Annotated in this window: 27 protein-coding genes, 1 tRNA gene and 2 pseudogenes; 19 read left to right on the plus strand and 11 right to left on the minus strand. The window is 71.6% G+C overall.

The window, feature by feature from the left end:
- Positions 1–236 precede the first annotated feature (236 nt).
- From ABZU91_RS27225 to ABZU91_RS27235, 3 genes are all read left to right on the plus strand, one after another.
- A complete protein-coding gene (locus ABZU91_RS27225; RefSeq protein WP_355246208.1) occupies positions 237–2360 on the plus strand; it encodes an MMPL family transporter in 2124 nt (707 codons plus the stop codon).
- Positions 2350–3588, plus strand: coding sequence for an FAD-dependent oxidoreductase (locus ABZU91_RS27230; protein ID WP_355246211.1), 1239 nt, complete (start codon positions 2350–2352; stop codon positions 3586–3588). Before ABZU91_RS27225 ends, ABZU91_RS27230 begins: the two co-directional genes overlap by 11 nt.
- A gap of 212 nt (positions 3589–3800) precedes the next feature.
- Positions 3801–3874, plus strand: a tRNA-Ile gene (locus tag ABZU91_RS27235).
- Between the two features lie 49 nt (positions 3875–3923).
- Here the strand turns inward: ABZU91_RS27235 and ABZU91_RS27240 are convergent.
- Both ABZU91_RS27240 and ABZU91_RS27245 read right to left on the minus strand, forming a co-directional pair.
- On the minus strand, positions 3924–4502 hold the full coding sequence (locus ABZU91_RS27240) for a hypothetical protein (RefSeq protein ID WP_355246213.1): 579 nt from the start codon (positions 4500–4502) through the stop codon (positions 3924–3926).
- Positions 4503–4631: 129 nt separating this feature from the next.
- Positions 4632–5087 (minus strand): hypothetical protein, encoded by a 456-nt coding sequence (locus ABZU91_RS27245; RefSeq protein WP_355246216.1) that lies wholly within the window; start codon positions 5085–5087, stop codon positions 4632–4634.
- Positions 5088–5358: 271 nt separating this feature from the next.
- On the opposite strand from ABZU91_RS27245, the gene ABZU91_RS27250 reads away from it, so the two are divergent.
- Positions 5359–5487, plus strand: coding sequence for a hypothetical protein (locus tag ABZU91_RS27250; RefSeq protein WP_355246218.1), 129 nt, complete (start codon positions 5359–5361; stop codon positions 5485–5487).
- 94 nt (positions 5488–5581) lie between these two features.
- On the opposite strand, the gene ABZU91_RS27255 is transcribed toward ABZU91_RS27250, so the two are convergent.
- The 3 genes from ABZU91_RS27255 to ABZU91_RS27265 form a co-directional block, all read right to left on the minus strand.
- Positions 5582–6598 carry a hypothetical protein gene (locus ABZU91_RS27255; RefSeq protein ID WP_355246221.1) on the minus strand — a complete coding sequence of 339 codons (1017 nt, stop codon included), beginning with the start codon at positions 6596–6598 and terminating at the stop codon, positions 5582–5584.
- Positions 6599–6703: 105 nt separating this feature from the next.
- Positions 6704–7078 (minus strand): type II toxin-antitoxin system VapC family toxin, encoded by a 375-nt coding sequence (locus tag ABZU91_RS27260; RefSeq protein ID WP_355246223.1) that lies wholly within the window; start codon positions 7076–7078, stop codon positions 6704–6706.
- Positions 7075–7329, minus strand: coding sequence for a type II toxin-antitoxin system prevent-host-death family antitoxin (locus ABZU91_RS27265; protein WP_355246226.1), 255 nt, complete (start codon positions 7327–7329; stop codon positions 7075–7077). Before ABZU91_RS27265 ends, ABZU91_RS27260 begins: the two co-directional genes overlap by 4 nt.
- Positions 7330–7520: 191 nt before the next feature.
- On the opposite strand from ABZU91_RS27265, the gene ABZU91_RS27270 reads away from it, so the two are divergent.
- Positions 7521–8453, plus strand: coding sequence for a GNAT family N-acetyltransferase (locus tag ABZU91_RS27270; RefSeq protein ID WP_355246229.1), 933 nt, complete (start codon positions 7521–7523; stop codon positions 8451–8453).
- A gap of 51 nt (positions 8454–8504) precedes the next feature.
- Here the strand turns inward: ABZU91_RS27270 and ABZU91_RS27275 are convergent, their stop codons facing one another.
- Positions 8505–8861: a hypothetical protein gene (locus tag ABZU91_RS27275; protein ID WP_355246231.1), complete on the minus strand. Its 357-nt coding sequence runs from the start codon at positions 8859–8861 to the stop codon at positions 8505–8507.
- 172 nt (positions 8862–9033) lie between these two features.
- Here ABZU91_RS27275 and ABZU91_RS27280 point away from each other — a divergent pair, with 172 nt between their 5' ends.
- The 4 genes from ABZU91_RS27280 (at position 9034) to ABZU91_RS27295 (ending at position 12947) form a co-directional block, all read left to right on the plus strand.
- Complete coding sequence (locus ABZU91_RS27280) at positions 9034–10131, plus strand: hypothetical protein (RefSeq protein ID WP_355246234.1); 1098 nt, start codon at positions 9034–9036, stop codon at positions 10129–10131.
- Between the two features lie 28 nt (positions 10132–10159).
- Positions 10160–10438 carry a hypothetical protein gene (locus tag ABZU91_RS27285; RefSeq protein ID WP_355246237.1) on the plus strand — a complete coding sequence of 93 codons (279 nt, stop codon included), beginning with the start codon at positions 10160–10162 and terminating at the stop codon, positions 10436–10438.
- A 70-nt stretch (positions 10439–10508) separates the two neighbouring features.
- A complete protein-coding gene (locus tag ABZU91_RS27290; RefSeq protein WP_355246240.1) occupies positions 10509–11507 on the plus strand; it encodes a DUF6461 domain-containing protein in 999 nt (332 codons plus the stop codon).
- 249 nt (positions 11508–11756) lie between these two features.
- Positions 11757–12947: a serine hydrolase domain-containing protein gene (locus tag ABZU91_RS27295; protein ID WP_355246243.1), complete on the plus strand. Its 1191-nt coding sequence runs from the start codon at positions 11757–11759 to the stop codon at positions 12945–12947.
- A 110-nt stretch (positions 12948–13057) separates the two neighbouring features.
- On the opposite strand, the pseudogene ABZU91_RS27300 reads toward ABZU91_RS27295, so the two are convergent.
- Positions 13058–13207: pseudogene (locus ABZU91_RS27300) on the minus strand (cell division protein DivIVA); the annotation flags it as partial.
- A 291-nt stretch (positions 13208–13498) separates the two neighbouring features.
- Positions 13499–14038, minus strand: a complete 540-nt coding sequence (locus ABZU91_RS27305) for a helix-turn-helix domain-containing protein (RefSeq protein ID WP_355246246.1) — start codon at positions 14036–14038, stop codon at positions 13499–13501.
- An 85-nt stretch (positions 14039–14123) separates the two neighbouring features.
- Between ABZU91_RS27305 and ABZU91_RS27310 the strand changes: the two genes are divergently transcribed.
- Positions 14124–15014, plus strand: a complete 891-nt coding sequence (locus ABZU91_RS27310; RefSeq protein ID WP_355246249.1) for an NmrA/HSCARG family protein — start codon at positions 14124–14126, stop codon at positions 15012–15014.
- 3 nt (positions 15015–15017) lie between these two features.
- Here the strand turns inward: ABZU91_RS27310 and ABZU91_RS27315 are convergent, their stop codons facing one another.
- Together ABZU91_RS27315 and ABZU91_RS27320 are read right to left on the minus strand one after the other, a co-directional pair.
- Entirely contained in the window at positions 15018–16202 is a 1185-nt protein-coding gene (locus ABZU91_RS27315) for an FAD-dependent oxidoreductase (RefSeq protein ID WP_355246252.1), read from the minus strand.
- Between the two features lie 82 nt (positions 16203–16284).
- On the minus strand, positions 16285–17232 hold the full coding sequence (locus ABZU91_RS27320; protein ID WP_355246255.1) for an RNA polymerase sigma-70 factor: 948 nt from the start codon (positions 17230–17232) through the stop codon (positions 16285–16287).
- A gap of 124 nt (positions 17233–17356) precedes the next feature.
- On the opposite strand from ABZU91_RS27320, the gene ABZU91_RS27325 reads away from it, so the two are divergent.
- Positions 17357–17728 (plus strand): Uma2 family endonuclease, encoded by a 372-nt coding sequence (locus ABZU91_RS27325; protein ID WP_355246257.1) that lies wholly within the window; start codon positions 17357–17359, stop codon positions 17726–17728.
- Between the two features lie 12 nt (positions 17729–17740).
- Here ABZU91_RS27325 and ABZU91_RS27330 read toward each other — a convergent pair whose 3' ends face one another.
- Entirely contained in the window at positions 17741–18406 is a 666-nt protein-coding gene (locus ABZU91_RS27330; RefSeq protein WP_355246260.1) for a response regulator transcription factor, read from the minus strand.
- Positions 18407–18617: 211 nt separating this feature from the next.
- Here ABZU91_RS27330 and lysW point away from each other — a divergent pair, with 211 nt between their 5' ends.
- The 8 genes and pseudogenes from lysW to ABZU91_RS27370 all read left to right on the plus strand — a co-directional run.
- Complete coding sequence (lysW, locus tag ABZU91_RS27335; protein ID WP_355246263.1) at positions 18618–18803, plus strand: lysine biosynthesis protein LysW; 186 nt, start codon at positions 18618–18620, stop codon at positions 18801–18803.
- Complete coding sequence (locus ABZU91_RS27340) at positions 18796–19653, plus strand: RimK family alpha-L-glutamate ligase (protein ID WP_355246266.1); 858 nt, start codon at positions 18796–18798, stop codon at positions 19651–19653. The genes lysW and ABZU91_RS27340 overlap by 8 nt, the downstream gene beginning before the upstream one ends.
- Positions 19650–20696: an N-acetyl-gamma-glutamyl-phosphate reductase gene (gene argC, locus ABZU91_RS27345; protein WP_355246269.1), complete on the plus strand. Its 1047-nt coding sequence runs from the start codon at positions 19650–19652 to the stop codon at positions 20694–20696. Before ABZU91_RS27340 ends, argC begins: the two co-directional genes overlap by 4 nt.
- Entirely contained in the window at positions 20693–21541 is an 849-nt protein-coding gene (locus tag ABZU91_RS27350) for a [LysW]-aminoadipate kinase (RefSeq protein WP_355246272.1), read from the plus strand. Before argC ends, ABZU91_RS27350 begins: the two co-directional genes overlap by 4 nt.
- Complete coding sequence (locus ABZU91_RS27355; protein WP_355246274.1) at positions 21534–22673, plus strand: [LysW]-lysine hydrolase; 1140 nt, start codon at positions 21534–21536, stop codon at positions 22671–22673. The genes ABZU91_RS27350 and ABZU91_RS27355 overlap by 8 nt, the downstream gene beginning before the upstream one ends.
- Before the next feature lies 1 nt (position 22674).
- A complete protein-coding gene (locus tag ABZU91_RS27360) occupies positions 22675–23550 on the plus strand; it encodes a transketolase (protein WP_355246277.1) in 876 nt (291 codons plus the stop codon).
- Positions 23547–24518 (plus strand): transketolase C-terminal domain-containing protein, encoded by a 972-nt coding sequence (locus ABZU91_RS27365; protein ID WP_355246280.1) that lies wholly within the window; start codon positions 23547–23549, stop codon positions 24516–24518. Before ABZU91_RS27360 ends, ABZU91_RS27365 begins: the two co-directional genes overlap by 4 nt.
- Positions 24515–25690, plus strand: a pseudogene (locus ABZU91_RS27370) (MFS transporter); the annotation flags it as partial. The gene ABZU91_RS27365 and the pseudogene ABZU91_RS27370, both read left to right, overlap by 4 nt.
- Positions 25691–25711: the final 21 nt, after the last annotated feature.

Consider the following 25711-nt stretch of genomic DNA (forward strand, 5'->3'; position numbering starts at 1 on the left):
GGGCGCGGGGCGCGGGGCGCGGGGCGCGGGGCGCGGGGCGCGGGGCGCGGGGCGCGGGGCGCGAGGCGCGAGGCGCGAGGCGCGAGGCGCGAGGCGCGAGGCGCGAGGCGCGAGGCGCGGGGCGGTGGAATGGGAGGGTTTGGGCCGCTTGGGGCTCGATTGGCCGGCAGGATGGTCGACGTCGACTTGGACTCCCACTGCGTCGATTGATGCGTCGATTGTTGGGGTGAGCGCGAATGACCGGACGAGGGGGCTTCGGCCGGGCCACGCTGGTCGCGGTGGTGGTCGTGCTGGCCTGGCTGGTGATCGGAGCGGTGGCCGGCCCGTACGCTGGGCGGCTCGGTGAGGTCTCCACCAACGACAACGCCGCGTTCCTCCCGACTGACGCCGAGGCGACCCGAGCCCAGGACCTCGCCGGTGGTTTCGTCGATCGGGAGACGACGCCGGCGCTTGTCGTCTACGAGCGATCGTCGGGGATCACCGACGCCGACCGGCAGCGGGTGGCCGCCGACGTGGCCCGCTTCGCCCGGGTGCCCGGCGTGGTCACTCCGCTGCCACCGCCGATCCCCAGTGCGGACAGCCAGGCGCTACAGGTCGTCGTGCCGGTGGACGACGCCGAGGGTGAGGAGATCGGCGCGGTCGTCCAACAGGTGCGTGACATCGCCGGCGGTGACCGGGACGGGCTGAGCGTGGACGTCGCCGGCCCGGCCGGTCTGCTCGCGGACCTGATCGAGGTCTTCTCCGCCATCGACGGGCCACTGCTGCTCGTCACGCTGGTGGTGGTGCTGGTCATCCTGCTGATCGTCTACCGCAGCCCCGTTCTGTGGATCTTTCCGCTGCTGGCCGCCGGCATGTCGTACGCGCTGGCGTCGGTCTTCGTCTACCTGCTCGCCGACGCCGACATCCTCAAGCTCAACGGGCAGGCGCAGGGCATCCTCACCGTGCTGGTGTTCGGTGCCGGCACCGACTACGCGCTGCTGCTGATCGCCCGCTACCGAGAGGAGTTGCACCGCCACGAGCGACCGTGGGGCGCGATGCGTGCCGCGTGGAGGGGTGCTGCGCCGGCCATCATCGCGTCCGGCGGGACGGTCATCGTCAGTCTGCTCTGCCTGCTGCTGTCCAGCCTCAACTCCAACCGGGCGCTCGGCCCGGTCGCCGCCATCGGCATCGCCGCCACGCTGCTGGTGATGCTCACCTTCCTGCCCGCGCTGCTGGTGCTCGGCGGCCGGTGGGCGTTCTGGCCCCGACGTCCCCGGGTCGACCAGGCCGATCCCCAGGCCGAGCACGGCATCTGGAGCCGGATCGCCGGCTTCGTGGCCCGCCACGCCCGTCCCATCTGGTTGAGTACGGCCGTCGTCCTGGCGATCCTCACCCTCGGCCTCACCCAGCTCGGCGCGACCATCCTCGGTCAGTCCGACCTGTTCACCCAGCGCACCGACTCGGTGGACGGCCAGGAGGTGATCGCCCGGCACTACCCGGCCGGCACCGGCAGTCCGGCCACCATCTTCGCCACCGAACGGGCCGCGCAGCAGGTGGCCCAGGTGGCGCAGGGCGTACGCGGGGTGGCGGCGGTCCGCCCGTTCAGCGGCGGTCAGCAGAACGGTCCTCCCGACCCGAATACTGCCCCGAAGGTCGTCGACGGGCGGGTGCAGTTGGAGGCGACGCTCACCGACGCGCCGGACAGTGACGGTGCCGAGCGCACCATTCGTGACCTGCGGGTGGCCGTACACCAGGTGCCCGGCGCGGACGCCGTGGTGGGCGGGTTCACCGCGATCAACGTGGACACCTCGGACGCCGCGAGGCGCGACCAGAACGTCATCATCCCGGTGGTGCTGGTGGTCATCGCGGTGATCCTGGCCCTGCTGCTGCGCGCGCTCCTCGCGCCCCTGCTGCTCATCGGCACGGTGCTGCTCAGCTTCGCGGCCACCCTCGGCCTCTGCGCGCTGCTGTTCCGCCACGTCTTCGACTTTCCCGGCGTGGACTCGTCGTTCCCGCTGTTCGCGTTCGTCTTCCTGGTCGCGCTCGGCATCGACTACAACATCTTCCTGACGAGCCGGGTCCGCGAGGAGTCCGTCAGGCGGGGCACCCGGGCCGGTGTGCTGGCCGGCCTCGCCGTCACCGGTGGGGTGATCACGTCGGCCGGGATCGTGCTCGCCGCGACGTTCTCCGCCCTCGCCGTCCTGCCGCTGGTGGTGCTCGTCGAGTTGGGTACGGCGGTCGCGATCGGGGTACTGATCGACACGATCATCGTCCGGTCGCTGCTGGTGCCCGCGCTCGCGTACGACATCGGGCCGAAGATCTGGTGGCCGGGCCGGTTGTCCCGGACGAACGGTGAGCGGGAGGCGCGCGATGCTGGCTGAGACCGACGTGGTGGTCGTCGGCGGAGGCCTGGCGGGCCTCGCCGCGGCCCGCCGGCTGCACCGCGCCGGCGTGCCCTGGCGGCTGGTGGAGGCCGGCGGTCGGCTCGGGGGCCGGGTGGCGACCGACGTCGTCGACGGGTACCTGATCGACCGTGGCTTCCAGGTGCTCAACACCGCCTACCCGCGGCTCGGGACGCTGCTCGACACCGATCGCCTGAACCTCGGGTACTTCACCTCCGGTGTTCTGGTCCGCCGCGGTGACGACCTGCTGCGGCTGGTCAACCCGCTGCGCGAGCCGACCGGCGGGCCGCGCACCGCGCTCGCCGACGTCGGCTCGCTGCTCGATCGGCTCCGCTTCGCCGCGCTCGCCACCGGGTGCGCGACGCTGCCGGCGTCCCGGCTGCTGGCCGCGCCCGAGACCACCACGGAGACGGCGCTGCGCCGCGCCGGCCTCTCCGACGCGATCATCGAGGAGCTGCTGCGGCCGTTCCTGTCGGGTGTGTTCGTCGACCGTGAGCTGGCGACCTCCAGTCACGTGTTCGCGATGGTGCTGCGCTCGTTCGCCCGGGGCCGCATCGGCCTGCCCGCCGAGGGGATGGCCGCGCTGCCCCGGGTCATCGCCGATCCGCTCCCCACCGACCTGCTCGACCTGGACACCCCGGTCGCGCAGGTCGCGCCCGGCCTGGTCCGCACGCAGGCCGGCGACATCCGCTGCCGGGCCGTCGTGGTCGCCGTCGACCCGCCCGCCGCGGCCGCGCTGCTGCCGGCTCTGGCGAGGGTACGCATGCACAGCTACACCACGTACTACCACAGCGCTCCCGAGCCGCCGCTCGCCGAGCCGATCCTGCTCGTCGACGGCGACCGTCGGGAGATCGTGGCGAACACGGTGGTGCTCAGCAACGCCGCCAGCACGTACGCGCCGGCCGGGCGGCACCTGGTGGCGACCTCGGTGGTCGGCCCGACGGCCCCACCCGAGCCGACCGTCCGGGCCGAGTTGACCCGGCTGTACGGCCGATCCACCGCCGACTGGACGCACCTCACCACCGTGTCCGTCCCGGACGCCCTGCCCGCCGCCCCGCCTCCGCAGGGACGGCTGCGCAAGCCGGTCGCGCTCGGGCAGGGGCTGTTCGTGGCCGGTGACCACCGGGACAGCCCATCGATCCAGGGCGCTCTCGCCAGCGGCTGGCGGGCCGCCGGTGCCGTGTTGGAGGAGCTGCGCGCCGGCTGACCCCGCGCCTCGAAAGAGGACGCCGCAGCCGTAGTTGATCACCTCTGATCGTCGCCACGTGTGGCTGTGGGGCGTCGTCGTGGCGGGCTCGCTGCTCACTGTTATTCTCGCGTTGCCCATCGTGCTGCTGTGGCGACGGCGGCGGTGATGGGACGGGGCCGCATCGGCGCTGGCCCGTGATCCACCGGGCGGGATAAGATCCGCGCGGTGTCGGGGCGGTAGCTCAGCCGGTTAGAGCAGGGGACTCATAATCCCTCGGTCGCGGGTTCGAGTCCCGCCCGCCCCACAGCCCCTTCCCAGGTCAGTCATGCTGCCGACGGCCCGGATGGGCCGCGTCAAGGGCCGGGCCGGCGCCCCCACCGCTTATCTGATGTCCCGTCCAGATCAATCGGGGTTTGATCGGCCGGCGTGAGCACGACCCGTCGAGTGTGATCTAGGTGCCGGGTGATCGTGTACCTGCCGGTGGTGCCAACCCTCGGGGCCTGGCCGGTCCATTCCAGGGCTGATGAGCGGCCTGTGAACCGCACTACGTACTCCCTGTCCCTTGTGAAGACGTGAGTGACGGTGGCGGCGACCACAGAGCCAATCGGGAAGCGCATCTTGATGGCCAGCCACTCCTCGTGGCTCAAGCTGGTGGGGAGGTAGTTCGAGCGGAACGACGCGTCGACAGGGAAAAGACGCACCTGACCTGGCCTGTGTTGGAGAACCTCGAACGTCGTGACTGTGCCAACCGAAGGCCACTCGGCCGGGTCGTGAGGCAGGAGGAGGACGTCGACGAAGCCCAACGGTTCCTGACCCAGGTCCACAAACAGCCCGATCGTTCCGGGCCTTGGTATGCGGACGACCTGGCCCCTGACGTGCTCACCCACGGGCAAGCGACGGCGGGCCGCATCGAACTCATCCTGCTCTGCCACGCGCGACAGCCTCCTCGAACGCCCGGGAGCCATGGCTCCGACCAACCGGGGCCTGCGTCAGCCCGGCCTCGGCCTGCTGGCGACCGGCATCGGCCGGGTCGCCGCCTGTTCGCTCGATCGCGTCCGTGGTCAGGAGGTCGTCGCGACGTGGCCCCGAGGGGCTGCTTCCCAACGCACGCCGGGCGGAACGAGGCCGAACCAGGCTCCGATGGCGGCCATCGAGGCGACGAGGTACGCCGCCCACCACCCGAGCAGCGCCCACATACCTTGGGCGACGATGTCGGCCAGGCCGAGCACGAAAAACACGAGAAAGAGGTAGGCCAGACGGCCGTACGAGAGGCTCCTGTTCTTCGGCAACTCCCAAGCCGTGCGGAACGGAATGAGGCTGACCCCGTAGGGACGACGGAGCAGCGTGAAACTCGCCGGCCAGAGCCGCCCGTAACCGGCCACGTCGATTACGCTGACGCCGGGCCCGTGCCGGATCGTAGCCTGACGCGACCTGGTCAGCTCGCGCAACCACGGTTCCCAGACCACACGTTGGTGCAGGACACCGCCCCTGCCCCGGCCGCTCACCGTCAGCCACACGGAGTATCCCTGGGGGCTGGTGTCGGACCCGCCGGCGGCGCTTGCGGCGTGCGCCGCAGCGGTGACCCGCCCCGCGCTTCTCGACTGCCCTCCCTGCGCCAGATGCGCGGTCACCAGGACGCGCCTCGCGGGAGCACGAGCGGCAGCCCACCACTGAACCAGGCGGACGAGCCAGGACAGCACCAGAAAAGCTCCCGGAGCCAGCGCCACGCGAATGGCGGCCCCTCCGTGCCCGGCCCGCGGGTCGGTACTCAGCCGGTACCCCAGCGCGATGAGGGCGGTCAACGCCACGACGCTGCCGATCACGAACATCGGCGCGCGAGCACGCCGACTCGCCGAGCTAGCTGTACTTCCGCTGCTGGCCATCGCGCCGTCCTACCTGCTCGCCTCCCAGAAGTAGCCACGACGCTAGCAACGCTGAGCAAGGCTCACATCGCGCGTCCGTTCCAGATCTCCAGCGCGTTGCACTCGCTCGTATATCTGAACGCGAGTCCCTAATCCGAGGAAGGGGGATCCACGTACTCGCCGAACGGCTCGACCGACCCGTCCCAGCCGAGCCAACCCTGCTGGGTCATCCGTCCGTCGGCGTAGACGTAGGACCAGCGGGCGCCGTCCTCACCTTCGAAGTGGAGGACCCCGGAGCGGACGAACGGCGCGATCGCGACGTAGAAGGCGATGGCCTGGTGCGACCACTTGGGGTCGCCCTCGTCGTCGTGGTCGAACTCGATCCAGTCCCCGTCGCGGGTGATCGAGGCCCTGGCCTCGCACGCGATGTCGACGAGCCGGTCATTCACGGCAGCCGTGTCGGGCTCGTACCAACCACTCTGTTCGGCCATGGCGGCTTTCGCGGCTGCGGTCGCAGCGGCATCGTCCGACTCCGGTAGGTGCAGACGGCCGGAGGGCCAAACCGAATATCCCACGGGGGGCAGTCTACGGTCGTCGATGTTCTGCACGTCGACTCGAACATCGACCTGGCGCCGGGTTGGTCCGATGGCGGCGACCAAGCGGGCAACGTCGGCTGCTGTTGGGCCGGCTCGTAGCGCAGCGGCCAGCGACTCCCGGGCGACGCGGCGAGTCCGCGTCTCCGCAGGCGCGATGCGATCGGCGTTGACCAGGGCCTGGCCGGCTGCGCCCGCGTCGCCGAGGTTCAGGTGAGCACGTGCGATGTCGATCAGGTGGGCGGCTCGATGTTCGGCGGGGAGCAGGTGCCAGCCGTCGGCACCGATGGCCCGTCGGTGTCTGAGCACGGCCAGGTGGTGATCCCCGGACCACCTTGCGATCAGGGCGCGTGCGAGGTCGACCGGAGTGGCGCCGAATGCGGTGCCGTCGTGGCAGTTGGCGTCGTCCGTGAGACGGGCCGCGCGCTCGGTGAGTTCGCCGGCGGCGGTGACGTCCGAGCTGATGGCGGCGGCGAGCGCCGCTTCGATGAGCAGAGTCCCCGCTACGCCCGCATGTCGGGGGTGGGGCGGCGCAAGGTAGATCTGGCGTACGGCGTCCATGGCGACCGTCATCGCCAGCCGGCCCCGCTCCGAGGCTTGGCTCGGCGGCAGTCACGCCGGCAGCGTCCGCGCCAGCCCACGGCGCGGTGTGGATCAAGCGTGGACCGAGCTGTGCGATCACACCTTGAGGACGTCCACGTCGTACAGCGCTATCGACGGGTCGCGGGAGGCGAGGGTCAGCCCTTCGGTGATCGCCTGTGCCACCAGCATGCGGTCGAAGGGGTCGCGGTGGTGCGATGGCAGGCGGCCGGCGGCGATAGCGTGGACGTGGGTCACCGGGAGTTCCCGGAAGCCCATGTCTCTTACCCGCTCGGCAAGGTCAGGAGGTCCGGCGAGCTTCCCGGTGCTCTGTTTGATGGTGATCTCCCACAGGGTGACCGGGGAGAGGAAGATGTCCGGCTCGTGGCGTAGTCGATCGAGCAACTCGGTGCCGAGCGTCGGGTCGCCGGTGATGGCCCAGAGCGCGACGTGCGTGTCCAACAGCAGGTTCATGCGCCGATGCCGAAGTCGTCTGCGATCTCCGTGTTGGTCTGTGGTGAGTCCCAGTCACCGGAGAGGTCCAGTTGGCCGGCGAGGGAGCCGATTGCGGTGCGGTTAGCCCGCCGGACCAGGGGTACGACCTTCGCCACCGGGGTGCCCGCCCGGTCGATGATGACCTCCTCGCCGTGTTCCACCCGTTCGATGATGCGCGACAGATGGGTCTTGGCATCATGCATGTTGTAGTGCACCGGCTCAGCCGACATGGCGCGCGACCTCCTCGCTTAGCTAAGCGATTAGTTTAGCCGGCTCGGCCGCATGCGTCCGCGGTCTCAGGTGCTCTGGGCCCGGGAACCTGACCCTTCCGGGTCCGCGCCCTGCGCGAAGGCAGAGTTAGCGATCACCGTGGCGGCGTTGGTCCGCACGGAGTCCGCAGCAGCGTCGCTAGCCTCTGCACGTGATCTCCTACCGCGCTAGCACCCCCGCAGACCTCGACCGCGTGACCGCCTGGGTCGTGACCGAGCCCGTGGGGTGGATTTCCGCCGACCGGTACGTGGCCGATCTGGCCGACGGCATGTACCGGCCGGAATGGACCTGGATCGCCGAGCACGACGGTCAGGTCGTGGGGCGGGCGCTGTGGTGGGGTCCGAAGGGCAGCCCGCATCCGGTCGCGCTCGACTGCCTCGACGTGGACCCTGCGGTGGGCGACCGTGCCGCAGTCGCGGCCGAGCTGATGAGGACCGCGCTGGCCGGGTTCCCGGAGCCGGTGCAGTACCGGATCAGCGTGACGGGTGGCTGGCGCGACGATCCCGCCACCTCGGCGGCCGTCGAGTGGCGGAGGGCAGCCGCGCACACGGCAGGCCTCACCCGGGAGGTGGAGCGCCTGCAGTTCGAGTGGGCACCCGGCGACGCGGTGCCTCCCGTGACCGGCCGGCTGCGGTTCACCGAGGCCTCCGACGAGGAGTTCCTCGCGGTGTTCAGGAGAATCGCCGAGGGCAGCCTGGACGCCCAGACCCGTGCGAACCTGGCCGCCAAGGGCGTGGACGCGACCGCGCGCGAGGAGATGGACTTCTATCTCCGTGCACCGGGTAAGCGGGAGTGGTGGCGGATCGCCTACACGCACGAGGAGGAGGTGGCGGGCATGGCGATTCCCTCCGCGACCTCGTACAACGTGAACGTCGGCTATCTCGGGGTGGTGCCGGAGTTCCGCGGGCGTGGCTACGTGGACGAAGTGCTCGCCGAGATCACCCGCTTTCACGCGGCCAATGGGGAGTCGCGCATCACCGCCACCACCGACATGGGCAACGCGCCCATGGCGGCCGCCTTCCGTCGCGCCGGGTACCGCAACACGGAGATCCGGATGAACCTCTCCAACGACGTCCAGCCCTAGATCCAGGAAAGCCGTCCCCGACAGCGGGATGGGCGCGACCGGGAGCGGTTGTCAGAAGTACCGGATGGACCAGTCGAACATCCGCACCGGTAGGAGTACGAGAACGACTGTCGCGGCGACGGCGACGAGGACTCGCACGGCGCGAAGACCCCGCCACCAGGGGATGAGCCAGAGCAGCAACCACAGGGCCCCCGAGATCGCCACGTGCACGCCGATCACCCCGAGGCTGGTCTCCTCGCACATGTTGTCGGCGACGGCCTCTGTGCACAGCGTCGGGGGGCCATTGTGGTCTCCGACGTTCCCCAGCAATCCGACGGCGCAGGCCAACACCGGTGCCGCCACGAGGGTGAACAGTGGCGTCACCAACCATCCGGCAAGGTCACGGCGCCGGTCCGTCAGCCATCCCACTCGCGGAACGGTACCGGCGGACATCGACACTTTCCAAGCTGGACAGACCTCCGCGATGGCACGCGCCGGCCGGGCCACGCCAGGCCGCTCGCGCCGATAAACTCCGCCGAGTTTCCTCGTCGAACCGCACCGACACGGGTACGCCACCTGTGCACGGGACTGGAGCTGTCGAATGGGCCTGCAACTGCCACCTGAGTTGGCCGAAGCTCTCAACTGGGTGGGCTTCACCTGGCCTGAGGCCGACGAGGAGCTGCTGTTCGAGGCAGCCCAGGCGTGGACGGCCTTCGCCGGAACGCTGCGCTCGGCGGGCACCGCGGCGAACGCCGACGCCGCGATGGTCGGCGTCGCCAACCGAGGCCGGGACGTCACCGCCTTCGACACCATGTGGCGAGGCGAGGAGGGGCCGACCCGGCGCATCGAGGACGGTGCCGAAGCCGCCGAGTTGATCGCCGCCGCGCTGCTGGTGATGGCCGTGATCACGCTGACCCAGAAGATCCTCACGATCGTCCAGTTGATCATCGTGGTGATCCAGGTGGCGATGGCCCTGGCGGCGGCCGCGCCCACGCTGGGTGCGTCGCTGGCGCAGATCCCGCTCACGATCGGCGCGGCCCGGATCGCGATCCGCCGGATCATCAAGGAAGTCATCGACCGGGTCGTCAACGAGATCATTCCGCGGCTGCTCCGTCGTGCGAAGACGCTGCTTCGTCGGTTCACCCGCAAGGGGGGCCGTGGGCCGGGTCGACCGCCCACGGTGCCGGGGCCCCTGCGGGAGGCCCGTTACCAGGGCAAGCCGATGCTGGACAAGTACCGGTACGAGACGATGGGCGACCACCCCGGTAACCCGTTCCGGCCCAGTTCCGTACACCGCCTCGACGATGCGGCGCGGGAACAGCACCGGGTCTACGTCGACTCGGACGGCATCATGCGCAGCGCTCGGGACGGGCAGCCGTTCGACACCCGCAACGCGAGCACGCACTGGAGTCAGGACGGGGGACGGGCCATCTTCGTGATGGACGAACGCGGCAACATCTACGCGTCGACCTACCAGGAGGTCGGCAAGTTCCACCACTCCACGCTGGGCAACGGCAATCCCGTCGCCGCGGCCGGTGAGATCGCGGTGGTCGACGGTAGGGTGCAGTACGTGACCTCGGCGAGTGGGCACTACCAGCCGACGCCGCAACACATGCGACAGGTCACCGACGAACTGGGTCGCAACGGCGTCAACAACGTCCCGCTCTTCGGCTTCGACGGCCGTACCCGGCTGAACTGACTGCCGGAATCGGAAAGGGTTTCTGCGAGTGGCCACTGATGACTGGAAGGGCATCATCAACCAGATCCTGTACGGGTTGATGTTCACCCCCCAACTGGACGACGACACGGCCGACCAGATGGCCGTGGCGATGGGCGAGCGCCGCTACTTCGGTGCCGGTCCCGACGCCTACGCCGACGCGATCGTCCAGGCCGGGCGGTACGACGGTCCGCTGACCGACGAGATCGATACACCGCACGGAGAGGCGGCGTTCCGCGACTTCCTCGGTCGGCTCGGCAGCCGGTTGGAAGCGCTGCGAGCCTCGTAGGAGCTCACCCGAGATCGCCGGGTCGACGCAGCGGCACCACCGGCGGCGACGATCGTCGTACCGTGTGCCGATGGTCTCGGACGCGGTGCGTTACTACGACGACTTCCTCAGCGAGCGGGACTGGCTCGCCGAGGGGCTGAGCTGGGCCGTGGTGCAGCCGGCGAGTGTCGAGGCCACTGTCGACGGGGTCATCCAGCGGTTGCGGGCCAGGCGTGTCGAGCCCGGTGACGACCAGTCGGGCGAACGTGCCGACCTGGCGCAGATCGGCTCCGACGTGCTGGTGTTCCAGGACAACGGCTGCGCGTTGAGCCGGCCCGAGGTGCTGCGTTGGCTCAGCGACGGTACCCGGGTGCACACGGTCGAGTGGACCATCAACGGCAACGGCGGCCTGACGTACGCGGTGTACGGCAAAGTGCTCGCCTGGATGGACCTGAACGACCCGGAGCGGCGGCACGGCGATGACCCGTCCACCTTCGCCGACGACCTGGACGACGTACGCGCCGCGCAGGGCACCGGCTATGTACGGTCCGCGGCGATGGCGTTCGTCGAGCGTCGGACCGGGGTGCGGCTGCCGGCCGAGTGGATGAGCGACGAGGGGGCCGATCCGCAGGCCGGGCCGTGGGTGACGGTGCGGCTGGGCGCGATCCCGTCCGACCCGAGGCCGCCGTCGAACTTCGGTCACTACGAGCCCGACCTGGACGCGCGGCTGCGGGCCGCGTCGGATTCGGTACGGCGCGCAGCGTTGACGCTCGCCGTCCGGGCGGTGACGGCACGATTCCGGTTCAGCGACGACGACCTGGCGAGGCAGGCGGTCGAGGCCGTCGAGCGAGGGCTGACCGTGGACGAGGAGACCCGGTGGAGGATCGTCCGTCTCACGGCGCAGCACGGGGACGTACGCGTCGGTGCCGACGCCGTCCACGCCCTGCACACGGCGTTGGGCGAGGGGATGGCCGCCGTCGACGCGGTGGGCGCCGCTCGGCATGCGCTCGCTGACGGATGGCCGGCGGTGCGCCAGGACCTGTACCGCCTGATACGCCACGGCGTCGAATCCGGGTCGGGCCGTTCGTAGGACAGGCGGAGGCGGCCGGTGGAGGCCGCCTCGCGAAGGGATCTTCGAGATGGCGCGGTGCCTGATCTCGTTCGACGACGGCGCGATGGACCACATCCCCGCCGACAACCGCCCCGACAGAGGTGACCAACGGTGACTCCAGAGGTAGCGCAGGCTGTACCCGGAGGAGGGCAGCAGGGGGGATCGTCCCTTTATCGGAATCCTTGAACCATTGATGGCGTCAGGCGTTTCCGAAACAGAGGAGCAGCCATGCCCCCGCAAGCTCGTACCTTCACCCGCCGCCACGCCCTCCGGGCGGTCGCCGCGACGGCGGCCGCCGTCACCGTCCTGGCCGGCCCGGCAGCGTTCGCCGCCGCCGACTCCGGTCGACCAACCACTCCACGGGACGCCGTCCAGCGACAACTGGACGGCCTGGTTGGCGAAAGTGGCTTCCCCGGCGTACTCGCCTCGGTGCGGGGGCCCGACGGTCGGGTCCGCGACTACACCGCCGGGGTGAGCGACATCGAGGCGCACCGCCCGGTGCCCCGCGACGGCCAGGTCCGTATCGGCAGCAACACCAAGACCTTCACCGCGGTGGTCGTCCTGCAGCTGGTGGGGGAGGGCCGTATCGACCTGGACGCCACGGTCGAGCACTACCTGCCCGGGGTCGTGCGAGGGCACGGCAACGACGGCGGCAAGATCACCGTACGGCAGCTGTTGCAGCAGACGAGCGGCCTGGCGGACTACGACGACGTGCTGTTCACCAAGGCGCAGGACCTCGTCGACAAGAGCCACTCGTACTACGAGCCGCGGCGGCTTGTCGACGCGGCGCTGACGAACGCGCCGCACTTCGCGGCCGGCTCGAGTTGGGAGTACAGCAACACCAACTACGTCCTCGCCGGACTCATCGTCGAGCAGGTCACCGAACGTCCCGTCGGCGAGGAGATCACCAACCGCATCATCAGGCCGCTCGGCCTGCGCGACACCTACTGGCCCGGCGTGGGGGAGCAGCGCCTGCGGGGTACGCACCCGCACGGTTACGTCGGACTGGCCCCCGGCGCCCCGTGGGTGGACGTCACCGACATGGACCCGTCACTGGGCTGGTCTGCCGGCCAACTGGTCTCCACCCCGGACGAGCTGCGGACCTTCTTCGAGGCGCTGGTCGGTGGTCGGCTGCTCGAGCCCGCGCAGCAGGAGGCCATGATGACGACGGTGCCCGCACCGGGCTTCGAGCCGACCGGCGAGTACGCCTACGGCCTGGGCATCGCCAGCCACGAGCTGCCCTGCGGTGGCGAGGCCTGGGGCCACGGCGGCGACATCCAGGGCTTCGAAACCCGCAACCTCGTGACCCGCGACGGCCGTGGGGCCGTGGTCGCCGTGACCGGCCTGCCGACCAGTGAGCAGATGCTCGCCGAGGTCAACGAGAGCGTGGACACGGCGCTGTGCAACACCGGCAACTGACTCACCAGCTTCCGGGGACGGCGCGCGGGCCGCGACGGCCCCTACGCTGAGCCGGCGCCGTAGGAAGGTGGCTCCCAGCGGGGGCCCGTCATCCCGGCCGCCTGTTCGTGGGCACGGTTCAGGATGGTCTCCGCCTCCCGTCGCGCGGCGGTAACGATGCTCTCCGCCTCGAGTCGCGCGACGGTGCGGTGGTCCTCGGCCTGCTTCTCGGCGAGGTCGAGGATCTGCTCCACCCGGGTACCCAGGCCGCTGAGGGTCGGCGTCTCCCGATTGCGCCGTCGTGCGGCGGCGGCCTGGGTGCCCTCCCCGCGGTCGGTCAAGCCGTCCTCGACGAGGCGGGACTCTGCGGTGCCGACCAGCGAGAGCGCCACGCCGACCGCGGCGACCGCGACCCCGGACCAGATGGCGGCCGGCCCGAGGGATGGGCCGATCGCGGCGCCGACGCCGAGCCCGACGAGGACGGCGGCGGTCCTGGCTGGCTTGCGCACGGGTCCTCCAACGCTGGTACGGGCTTCGGCCTCCAGCATGACGATCGAGTCAAGGCGGGCGGCTCACCGTCCGTGGGACCGGATTCCGGCCAGGGCGAGGGTCAGGAGTCGTTCCGCCTTCGTGGCGTCTGCCGGCTGGGCGGCGAGTGAGATCGCGTTGGCGAGGGTCAGCACGTCCGCCATCGCGACGTCGGCGCGGACGGACTCCTGCTCGACGGCTCGGCGCAACAGCTTCTCGCCGGCCGCGCTGAGCGTCGCGCCGCAGGTCTCGTTCTCCTCGGGTGGCGCGTTCAGCAGTGTCACCGCCAGGCCGCGGGTCGTCGTGGCGTACACGGTGACCTCGCGCAGCCAGGTGGTGAGAGCGGCGAGAGCGTCCGGCTCGGCCAGCAGTTCCTCGGCGCGGCCGGCGAGGTTGCGGACGCACGTCCGGAAGACGGCCTGGAGCAGGGACCACCGGGAGGGGAAGTGCCGGTGCAGGGTCGCCGAGCCCACTCCGGCGGATCGGGCGATCTCCTCCAGCGACGCGTACGCACCGTCGCGGGCGATGGCCTCCGCGGCTGCCCGCACGATGAGGTCGTAGTTGCGTTGTGCGTCCGCTCTCATGGCCCGCCCTTGCCAAAGTGGGGTGGTCCCCCATATCGTAGCCGACGTGAAGTGGGGGGACGCCCCACTTATTGGGGGAGGCATCATGGCTGTTCTCGTCATCGGCGCGACCGGCAAGCAGGGCGGGGCTACCGCCGGGGCACTGCTCGACCGTGGCGTCGCGGTACGCGCCCTGGTCCGCGACGTCGCCACCGACAGCGCCCAGGCTCTGGCGGCCAGGGGCGCCGAACTCATCAAGGGTGATCTGGACGATCCGGCGTCGCTGCTCGCCGCGGCAGAGGGGATGGACGGCCTCTTCTCGATCCCGTTTCCCGACCTGGCGAATCTGCAGGGCGATGCCGAGCTGACGCGTGGCCGCAACGTCATCGAGGCCGCGCGCCGGGCCGGGGTGGCACACGTCGTGCACAGCAGCGTGTCCGGTGCGGGTGACTTCCACCGCAACCAGCCCGGCTGGGCCGAGGGCCGCTGGGACCGGCACTACTGGGAGAGCAAGGCGGCTATCGACGAGATGGTCCGCGCCGGCGGCTTCGCGCACTGGACCGTACTCAAGCCGTCGACGTTCATGGAGAACCTGCTCGGCTGGTCCTACCTCTTCGGCGACTGGTCCAGCGGCACGATCATCACCGGCTTCGCTGCCGACACCCGGCTTCCATGGGTCGCCGTCGACGACATCGGGGAGGCTGCGGCTATCGCGTTCACGCAGCCGGGCCGACTCGACGGACTGGACGTCGAACTGGCCGGCGACCTGCTCACCATGACCGAGATCGCCGCGATCCTCACCGAGGTCACCGGTCGGACGATCTCCGCGCCCGTCCTCACCCCGCAGGAAGCCGTCGAACGCGGACTGCACCCCGCCATGATCGATTCGGTCGAGCGGATCAACGAGAACGGCAGCCCCGCCCGTCCGGACATCACCCGGGCGCTCGGCCTGCCCACGACCGACTTTCGGACGTGGGCACGCCGAACGTTCTCCTGAGAGTCACACCGTCGCGGGGGCCTCGGTCCGGGTGGCGCTGACGCGGCGACGGCGTACCGGGTACAGGACCGGGTGGGAGATGCCCCAGGCGGCGCCCTTGCAGACCACCTCCTTGTAGCGGGCCGCCAGGCGTCCGGTGAGCTGGGACGGCTTGGCCCGGTCGTCGGCGGTCACGTACTGGATGATGCCGTCGCGGCGGCCGAGGCTGATGCACTGGTTGAAGTAGCGCAGCGGTGCGTTCGGCATCTTCGTCCGACCGGTCAGGCGCGCGGCGATGGCGTCGGCGGCCTGCCAGGCCATCGGAGTACCCGAGGCGCACGACATCCGCAGTGGCTTGCCACCCGGCCCGGCGGCGAGTCCGGCGTCGCCGATGGCGTACACGTCGGGGTGCGAGACGGACCGCATGGTGCCGTCGACGACGATCTGGCCGGTGGCCGCGACGGTCAGGGTGGTGGCGGCGGCGATGGGGTGGACGGCGAAGCCGGTCGTCCAGACGGTCACCGTGGCCGGGATCGTCCCGCCGTCGGCGGTGACCACGCCCGACGGTTCGACCCGGACGACGTCGGTGTGCTCGTGGACGGTGATGCCGAGCCGGTCCGCCACGCCCCGCAGGTGCTGGCGCGCCCTGTCGTTGAGCCAGTCACCGAGGGCGCCGCGGGCGGCGATCGCGACGTCGAGATCGGGCCGAGCCTCGGCGATCTCGGTGACCGCCTCGAGGCCGGTGAGACCCCCGCCGACCACGAGCACCCGCTGACCGGCCGTGAGGTGGGCGAGGCGGTCACGCAGCCGCAGCGCCGCCGGCCGGCCGGCGATGTCGTACGCGTGCTCGGCGACGCCGGGGACGCCGTGCTCGGCGGCAGTGCTGCCGAGGGCGTAGACGAGGGTGTCGTACGCGATCTCGTCGGCACCCTGCTCGTCGGTCAGCGCGACGGTCCGGCGGTCGACGTCGACGGCGGTGACCCGGGCAAGGCGGACCCGGACGCCGGTGCCCGCGTACACCGTGCTCAGCGGGCGGTGCGTGAGGTCCTGGCCGGTGGCGAGCTGGTGCATGCGGACCCGCTCGACGAAGTCGGCCTCGGCGTTGACGACGGTGATCTCGATGTCGTCGGGGTGCAACCGGCGGGCGAGGCGGCCGGCGGCGATCGCTCCGGCGTAGCCGGCTCCGAGGACGACGATGCGGTGCTTCATGGCGGCACTCCTGTCTCGGCGATGGTCGCTTCCTGAACCGGACAGCGACGCGATTGCTGACAGGAGTCGGCTATGACCTGGGTCACCAGACGTGCAGGAGCGGTTCCCCGTGCTCGGCGGCGGACCACTGGCGGGTGACGCGTTCGAGCTTGTCGGGGTTGACCTGGACGCGGATCGCCGCGACCCCCTCGGGAGTCACCTCCAGGGACATGACACCGACGACCTGCTCGCCGGTCACGACCACCACCGCGGGGCCGCCATTGACGACCCCGGCGTAGAGGGCGGGGCTGGTGCCGCCCACCAGGTTCCGCTTGACGTCGCTGGGCTGGAAGAGCCCACGCATGAACTTCGCCACCGCCAGCGCCCCGACGACCGGCCTCGTGCGGGCCGGGATCTTGCCGCCGCCGTCGCCGATGCTCGTCACGTCCCCGGTCAGCAACTCCACCAGCCGCTGGATCTGACCGCTGTTGGCCGCCGCGAGGAACTCCGTGACGATCCTTCGCGCGGCGGCGTCGTCGACGGGGGCGTGCGTCCGCTCGACGGTGACGTGCTGCTTGGCGCGCCGGTAGATCTGCTGGCAGTTCGACTCCGTGACGCCGAGGATCTCGGCGATCTCGCCGTGCGAGTAGCCGAACGCCTCGCGCAGCACGTACACCACGCGCTCGTTGGGTGACAGCCGCTCCATGAGGGTGAGCACCGCCATCGACACCGATTCGCGCTGCTCCACGGTGTCGACCGGGCCGAGCATCCGGTCCCCGGCGAGGACCGGCTCGGGCAACCACGTGCCCACGTAGGTCTCCCGCCTGGCGCGCGCCGAGGTGAGCTGGTTGAGGCACAGGTTGGTGAGCACCCTCGTCAGCCACGCCTCGGGCGTCTCGACGTGCTCGCGGTCGGCGGCCTGCCAGCGCAGGAACGTGTCCTGGACCGCGTCCTCGGCGTCGCTGGCCGAGCCCAGCAGCCGATAGGCGATCGCCTCCAGGCGGGCCCTGGAACGCTCGAACACCTCGACCTCGTCGGCGCGTAGCGACATGGCCCGACAGTAGCCGCGACGGTCGCGGGACCCGGGCCCGTCGGCGCGGTCCGCGTCAGGTACGCCGGGCCAAGGAGCGCCACGTAGGCGACCAGCGCGGCTACCGGCCGTTAGGATGTGGGCCATGAGCGCCGAGGCCGTTGGCATGTACATGCCCGCCGTCGTGACGCTCGACGACGTCGCGGCGATGAATTCCGCTGACCCGAACGGCCACCGCTACGAGACCAGCCCCGAGGGGGTCCTGTCGGTCATGCCGCTGCCCGATTTCGTGGTGGAGATCGTGTCACCGGGCTCGGAGGCGATGGACTCGGTGACAAAGGTCCGCGAGTACGCGTCGGCGGGCGTCGGGCAGTACTGGGTGGTGGACCGCGACGGGGCGCAAACGGTCACCCTGCACCGGCTGGGTGGTGACGGGTCGTACGAGGAACACGCCACGATGCCGTTGGCGTGGCTGCTCCAGTCCTCACCCGCCGACCACCTCGATGAGAGTTTCTGACACACGCCGGATTCACGCGGGTTGCATGAGGCCGGCGCGGTAGGCGAAGGACACCAACTGGGCCCGGTCCTTGACGTTGAGTTTGCACCGGAGTCGGTAGACGTGGGTGCGCACGGTGGTCAGGCCGATGGACAACTCGGTGGCGACCTCCTCGGTCGATTTTCCGTCGGCCATCAGCAGCAGCACCTGCCGTTCCCGTGGGGTCAGGGTGGACACCGCCGGTTGGAAGACCTCCTCCGGGTACGGCTGCCGACGCCGGAACCAGTCGACCAGCCGGTCGGCGATCCGGGGAGCGAGGGTGGTCTGACCGGCGGCGGCGGCGCGGACCGCGGCGGCGACCTCCTCCCAGGTCGCGTCCGGCATGAGGATGCCGTTGACACCCGCCTGGAAGACGCTGCTGACGAGGTCGTCGCTGTCGTCGGTGGCGAACACCACGAAACGGGGTCGCGGGCTCAATTTCTCGGCGTTGATTTTGTGAATGAGATTGACGGCGGAAATGCCGCGCAATTTCAGGCCGGTCACGATGACATCGACCCGATGCGTGCGAGCCAACATTATCGCGTGGTTGCCGCTGTCCGAGGTGTCCACCACGGAGACATCGGGCTCGCTGCCCAGCAGCGTACGGAGGCCATCTCTGACAATTGGCAATTCGTCGCAGACAAGAACCCGGATTGACATTCCCCCGCCTTACGTACTGCCGCCGGTGAATTCAACACATCGATGATCGCGATGTTACTCGGTCCAACGCGGCTGCGACAGCCGTGTCACGCCGCCGTCCCGGGGTCATCGTGGCGTTGACCGGGTGTCGACGGCGCGCGGACGCGAGACCGGCGGTGGGATTCCTATGGTCGGAGCGGACCCGGCCCCCACGAAGGAACGGAAGCCCCCCGTGACAGTCCAGGAACAGACCATCGCCCCCTGCCCCGAGTGCGCCGCCGACGTGACGTTCGCCCAGCCACCCCGGCTCAGCGAACTGGTCGAGTGTGGAGAGTGCCAGGTCGAGCTGGAGGTCGTCACGGTCCAGCCGGTGACGCTCGCGCCGGCGCCCGAGGTCGAAGAGGACTGGGGTGAGTGAACCCGCCTCGGTTGCGGTGCTCACGTCCCGGTTGCGGGTCGACGACAAGCGGATCCTGGAGGCGCTGGAACGCCGCAGCGTCGCGGTGGCCCACGTCGACACCCGGACGGCCTGGTGGCCGCTGGACGGCGGCGCGCCCGAGTGGCGGCTGGTGCTCAACCGGGAGATCGGCCAGATCCGCGCCGGCTACGCCGCCCGAGCCCTGGAGCGACTGGGCGTGATCGGTGTCAACTCCGCCTCCGCCATCGAAACCTGCGCCGACAAGTGGCACACGTCCATCGCGTTGCGCGCGGCCGGCCTGCCCACTCCGCGTACCGCCCTCGCCGCCACACCGGAGGCGGCGCTCTCCGCGCTGGCCGCGATCGGCTACCCGGCCGTCGTCAAGCCGCTGGTCGGGTCGTGGGGTCGGCTGGTCACGACGGTGCCGGACCCGGACCTCGCCCGCACGGTCCTGGAGTACGTGGCCGCGCTGCCCGGGCCGCAGGCGCACATCGTGTACGTGCAGGAGTACGTCCGCAAACCCGACCGGGACATCCGGGTCGTGGTGGTCGGCGGTGAGGTGCTCGGGGCGGTGTACCGCTACAGCGCGGACTGGCGTACCAATGTGGCCCGTGGCGCCCGGACCGAGCGGTGCGCGCTCACCGACCGGATCGTCGAGCTGGCCACCACGGCCGCCGCCGCGGTCGGCGCGGACCTCGCCGGCGTCGACCTGGTCGAGGACGAGACCGGTCGGCTGTACGTCCTGGAGGTCAACTCCGGGGTGGAGTTCGCCGGCTTCGAGCAGGCGTACGACGGTGCTGTCGACGTCGCCGGTCGGATCGTCGACCACCTCCTGGCGAGGCTCGCGTGACCGCCGTGGCCGGTCCGGTCCGGGCGGCGGTCGTCGGCGGGGCCGGTTACATCGGCGGGGAGCTGGTCCGCCTGCTGCTCGGGCATCCGAGGGTGGAGCTGACCACCGTCACCTCCCGCCGGCTCGCCGGTCGGCGGGTCAGCTCCACCCATCCCAACCTGCGCGGCCTGACCGAGCTGACCTTCACCGCCCCGGAGGACCTGGGCCGGCACGACGTGCTGCTGCTGGCCACCGAGCACGGACTGGCGATGGGCGCGATGCGCGGCCTGCTCGACCTGGCCGACACGGTGGTCGACCTGTCGGCGGACTTCCGGCTGCGCGATCCCGCCGTGTTCGCCGCGTACTACGGCGGCCCGCACGCCGCGCCCGACCTGCTCGCCGAGTTCGTCACCGGGCTGCCCGAGCTGCACCGCAAGCAGCTCCGCGACGCGGACCGGATCAGCGTGCCGGGCTGCATGGCGACCGCCGCGATCCTCGCCCTGCACCCGCTCGCCGACGCCGGCCTGCTGGGCGCGGGGAAGGTGACGGTCGACGGGCGGACCGGCTCCAGCGGCTCCGGTAGTACTCCGTCGGCGGCGAACGTGCACGCCGAGCGCAGCGGCGCCATGCGGGTCTTCGCACCGACCGCGCACCGGCACCAGGCGGAGATCGCCCAGGCGGTGGGCGTACCGGCGCGGATGACCGCGACCGGGGTCGAGGCGGTCCGGGGAGTCCAGGTGCTGTGCCGAGTCCCGCTCGCCGACGGTGTCGACGAGGTCGCCACCCGGGCCGTCTACCGCCGCTACTACCGTGACGAGCCGTTCGTGCGGGTGGTCGCGGGGCGGCGCGGCACGTACCGGTTGCCGGAGCCGAAGATCCTGGCCGGCTCGAACTTCTGCGACGTCGGGTTCGCCGTCGACCCCGGCGGCGGCTGGGCGCTTCTCGTCGCGGCGCTGGACAACCTCGTCAAGGGGGGTGCCGGCAACGCGGTGCAGTGCCTCAACGTCCGCTACGGCTGGCCCGAGCGGCTGGGGCTGGAGTTCCCCGGCCTGCATCCGGCGTGAACACCCCGACGGCCCCGCCGGGCGAGGTGACGGTGGTCAAGTGCGGCGGCACCGCCGGGGTGGACGCGGCGGCGGTCTGCGCCGACGTCGCCGAGCTGGTCCGCGCCGGGCATCGGGTGGTGCTGGTGCACGGCGGGTCCGCCGACATCGCCGCGCTCGGCGACCGGTTGGGCGTACCGCAGCGGCGGATGGTCAGCGACGACGGGATGGACACCCGCTACACCGACCCGGCCACCCTGGAGGTCGTCGTGCTCGCCCTCGCGGGCGCGGTCAAGCCCCGACTGGTCGCCGCGCTGGCCCGCGCCGGCGTCGACGCGGTCGGCCTGACCGGACTGGACGGCGGCCTGCTGCGGGCCCGGCGCGCCGCCGTACACCGGGCGGTCGTCGACGGCCGTCGGATGGTGCTGCGCGACAACCACGGCGGCCGGTTGGTCGGCGTACGCGCCGAACTGGTCCGGACGCTGCTCGCGGCCGGCACGGTGCCGGTGGTGTCGCCGCCGGCGCTCGGCGAGGACGGTCGACCGGTCAACGTGGACGCCGATCGCGTCGCCGCCGCCCTGGCCGCCGCGCTGGACGCCCGCACGCTGGTCCTGCTCACCGGAGCGCCCGGGGTACTCGCCGACCCGGACAACGAAGGGTCGGTGCTGGACCGCTGTGCCGTGCCGACGACAGGCGTGCCACCCGGTGTCGGCCGAGGGATGGCGATGAAGCTCGTCGCCGGCCGCGAGGCGTTGCTCGGCGGGGTCGGCCGGGTGCTCGTCGCCGACGGCCGGCGCACCGGCCCTGTCCGGGCGGCGCTGGCCGGCGTCGCCACCGAGATCACCGTGAGGAGCGAAGATGCCTGAGGACGCCCCGGAGCCCGGCACGCCGCAGGCGCGGCCGGGCGCCGTCACCGACACCTTCGCGGCCGGACTGCTGCGCCGCATGGTCGAGACGCCCTCGCCGTCGTACCACGAGGCGGCACTCGCCCGGTCCCTGGTGGACGCCATGGCGCAGCTGGGCTTCGCCGCGTACGTCGACCAGGTCGGCAACGTGGTCGGCGAGATCGGCCGGGGCGACGGCCCGGTGGTGTTGCTGATCGGCCACCTGGACACGGTGCCCGGCGGGCCGGTCGTCCGCGCCCAGGACGGCCGGCTCTACGGCCGGGGCGCGGTCGACGCCAAGGGGCCGCTGGCGGCCATGGTGTGCGCCGCCGCCTCGGCGGACTTCGGCGGACGGATCGTGGTGGTGGGCGCGGTGGAGGAGGAGATCGCCTCGCGTGGCTCGCGGGAGATCCGACGGCGGTTGCCCCGGCCGGACGCGGTGGTGGTGGGCGAACCGAGCGGCTGGTCGACGATCACGCTCGGCTACAAGGGCAAACTCGACATGCGTTACCGGGTGTCGGTGCCGGCCACCCACCCCAGCAACCCCGTCGCCAAGGCATCCGAGTTGGCGGTGCGCTGCTGGACGACGCTGCTGGAACTGCTCGGACCGGACAGCGGCAACGGCTCGTTCGACCGCCCCGGCGCGACCCTCGTCTCGCTGCGCGCCGACCAGGTCCAGGCGGAGGCGGAGCTGAGCGTCCGCACCCCACCGGGGTACGACGTGGACGGGCTGTTGCGGGAGCTGCGGCAGCGTACGCCGGATGGGGAACTGACCGTCGTCAACCGCGTCGCCGCCTGCCGCGCCGATCACCGCAACCCGGTGGTCCGGGCGCTCTCGGCGGGTATCCGTGCCCAGCGGGCCCGGCCCGCCCTGAAGGTGAAGACCGGCACGTCGGACATGAACGTGCTCGCCGAGCAGTGGGACGTCCCGATGGCCACCTACGGCCCGGGGGACAGCAGCCTCGACCACTCGGACGACGAGCACATCGTGCTGGCCGACTACCTGCGCGGCATCGCCGTCCTGCGACACGCGCTGCGTGAGCTGGACGCCCCCGCGCCAGCGCGGGCCACCGACCGGGTCAACGGCTTCGGTCTCGCCCCGAGCGGGGCCTGACGTGACGTCCCGGGAGCCGCTCGCGGTGGCCGAACCGATCGAACCGGCCGAGCTGCCCGACCAACCGGTCACCGCCGAGCTGGCGGCGGTCGCGGTACGCGTACGGGAGTTGATCGTGCAGATGTGCGCCAGCTCGGACGGTGGTCACCTGGGCGGGTCGATGTCGCTGGTGGAGATCCTGGTGACCCTGTACCACGAGGTGCTGCGGGTCGACCCGACCCGACCGGAGGCGCCCGAGCGGGACGTGCTGCTGCTCAGCAAGGGCCATGGTGGGATCGCGCTGTACGCGGTGCTCGCCACCCGGGGCTACTTTCCGGTGGAGTGGCTCGACGGGTACGCCGCGCCGGGCGGACCGTTCCTGGCCCACCCGCACCGGGGGGTGCCCGGAGTGGAGATGCCCAGCGGGTCGCTCGGGCACGGGCTCGCGCTCGGGGTCGGGCACGCGCTCGCCGCCCGCCTCGACGGCAGTGACCGGCGCTGCGTGGTCGTCCTCGGTGACGGGGAGTTGCAGGAGGGCTCGGTCTGGGAGGCGGCCATGGCAGCCAGCAGCCTCGGACTCGACCGGCTGACCGCCGTCATCGACCGCAACGGCCTGCAACTGGGCAGCGGCACCGAGGACGTGATCGCGCTCGAACCGCTGGCGGACCGGTGGCGGGCGTTCGGGTGGACGGTCCGCGAGGTGGACGGGCACGATCCTGTCGCACTGCGGGAGGCGCTGACGGCGTCCGGCTCGGGCCGACCGGTGGCCGTCATCGCCCGGACCGTCAAGGGCCGGGGACTGCCCTACGTGGAGGGACAGGTGCGCAGTCACTTCGCCCGGCTCGGGGAGACCCAACGCGGACGGGCGCTGCGGGCCGTACGCCGGGGGGTCCGGTGAGCACGGCGGCCGGGCCGCGTGCGGGGCGGGACGTCTACCGGGATCTGCTCGTCGAGCTGATGGCCACCGATGCCCGGCTGGTCTGCCTGGACAGCGACACCGGGCTGTTCAGCGGCGTGGACTTCGGCCCGGCGGCCGACCGCTACGTCAACCTCGGCATCGCCGAGCAGAACCTGATGGGCGTCGCCGCCGGTCTGGCCCGCAGCGGGCGGATTCCGCTTGTCAACACGATGGCCACCTTCGCCAGCACGCGCGCGCTGGAAGCGGTGAAGGTGGACATCGCCCTCAACGACCTGCCGGTGCGGATCGTGGCGACCCACGGCGGGCTGGCCGCCGGTCACCTCGGACCGACCCATCACGCCCTCGAAGACCTGGCGATCATGCGTACGCTGCCGAACATGACGGTGGTGGTGCCGGCCGACGCGGACGCCTGTGCCCGGTCGTTCCGGCAGTCGTTGGACCTGCCCGGCCCGGTCTACCTGCGGCTCGGCCGCGCCGCGACGCCGGACGTGGCGGCCACCCTCGCCGCGACCGGCGGCCCGGACGCGCCGCCGGTGCGGTTGGGCCGGGTGCAGACGCTGCGCACCGGAGGTGACGTGGTGCTGGCCGCCTGCGGGCCGTACCCGGTGCTCGCCGCGCTGGACGCCGCCGACGAACTGGCCCGGCGCGGGGTGGAGGCGACGGTGCTCAACGTGCACACCGTCCGTCCGCTCGACGTGGAGACACTCGACGCGGCGGTCCTGGCGACGGGCCGGCCGGTGGTGGTCACGGTGGAGGAGCACTGGCCCAGCGGCGGGCTGGGCTCCGCCGTCGCGGAGGCGCTGACCGAACGACGGCCCGTCCGGGTGCTGCGGGTGGCGGTACCGGACGGGTTCGTGGCCGTCGCCGGCGACCAGCGGTACCTGCTGGACCGCGCCGGGGTGACCGCCGCGGCCGTGGTGGACCGGGCGGTGACGGCGCTGCGATGAGCGGTGGGGGCGAACGCCGGAGCCTGGTGGCGCTGCTGACCGCGCACTACCTGTCGTCCTTCGGCAACGCGATCACCATCGTCACCGTGCCGTTGTACGTGCTGGCGCGTACGGACAGCGCGGCGGCGACCGGCCTCGCCGGCTTCGCCGGCACCCTTCCGCTGATCTTCGCGGGCGCGGTCGGCGGCGTGTGGATCGACCGGCTCGGCGGCCGACGCGTCAGCGTGCTCTCCGACGCGCTCGCCGGGCTGCTCACCGCCTCGGTGCCGGTGCTGGACGCCACCGTCGGGCTGCCACTGCCCGCCCTGCTGGCGCTGCTGTTCGCCCGCAGCCTGGTCGCCACACCGGCGAACGCGGCCCGGGTGAGTCTGATCCGCCCGGTGGCCAGCGCGGCCGGCGTACGCCTGGAGACCGCGAACTCGTGGTACCAGGCCGCGCCCCGGCTCGGCCTGGTGGTCGGCGCGCCGCTCGCCGCGCTGCTGGTCGCCGCCCTCGGCGCGGCCGTCGGGCTCTACGTCGACGCGGCCGGCCTGCTGCTCGCCGCCGTGCTGGTCACCGTCGGCGTGCCCGCCCTGGCCGCCGCGCCGACGACCGGCCGCGCCAGCTTCGCGCGGCAACTTCTCGAGGGCGCGACACTGGTACGACGGATGCCGGTGATCGCCGCGATGACCGCCTTCGTGTTCGTCACCAACCTGCTGGACGCCGCGTTCACCCCGGTGCTGCTGCCCGTCTACGCGCACGACGTGCTGCGCGACGGGCGCTACCTGGGGTGGTTGATCGCCGCGTCCGGCTGCGGGGCCGTGCTCGGCACCTTCCTGTACGCCCCGGCCAGCCGCCGCCTGCTGGCCAGCAGGCGACGCACCATGTTGGGCTGCTTCGTGGTCATCGGCGCGCTGCGGCTGTCCATGGCGACCACCCCGCCACCGGCCGTGATGATCGGCATCTGCCTGCTGCTGGGCCTGGCCGCCGGGCCGCTCAACCCACTGCTCACCACCGTCACCCTCGAACACGTGCCGGAGGAGGCCCGGGGTCGGGTGTTCGGGCTGGGCAGCGCCGTCGCGCTCAGCGGGGCGCCGCTGAGCGTGCTGCTCGCCGGTTGGTCCGTCGGCGCGGTCGGGCTGGTTCCCACCCTGGCCGCGTTCGGTGGCGCGTACCTGCTGCTGGTGGCCGTGGCGCTGCGCGGCCGGTCGTTG

The sequence above is a fragment of the Micromonospora sp. NPDC005174 genome, from assembly GCF_040608495.1.
Classification (GTDB): domain Bacteria; phylum Actinomycetota; class Actinomycetes; order Mycobacteriales; family Micromonosporaceae; genus Micromonospora.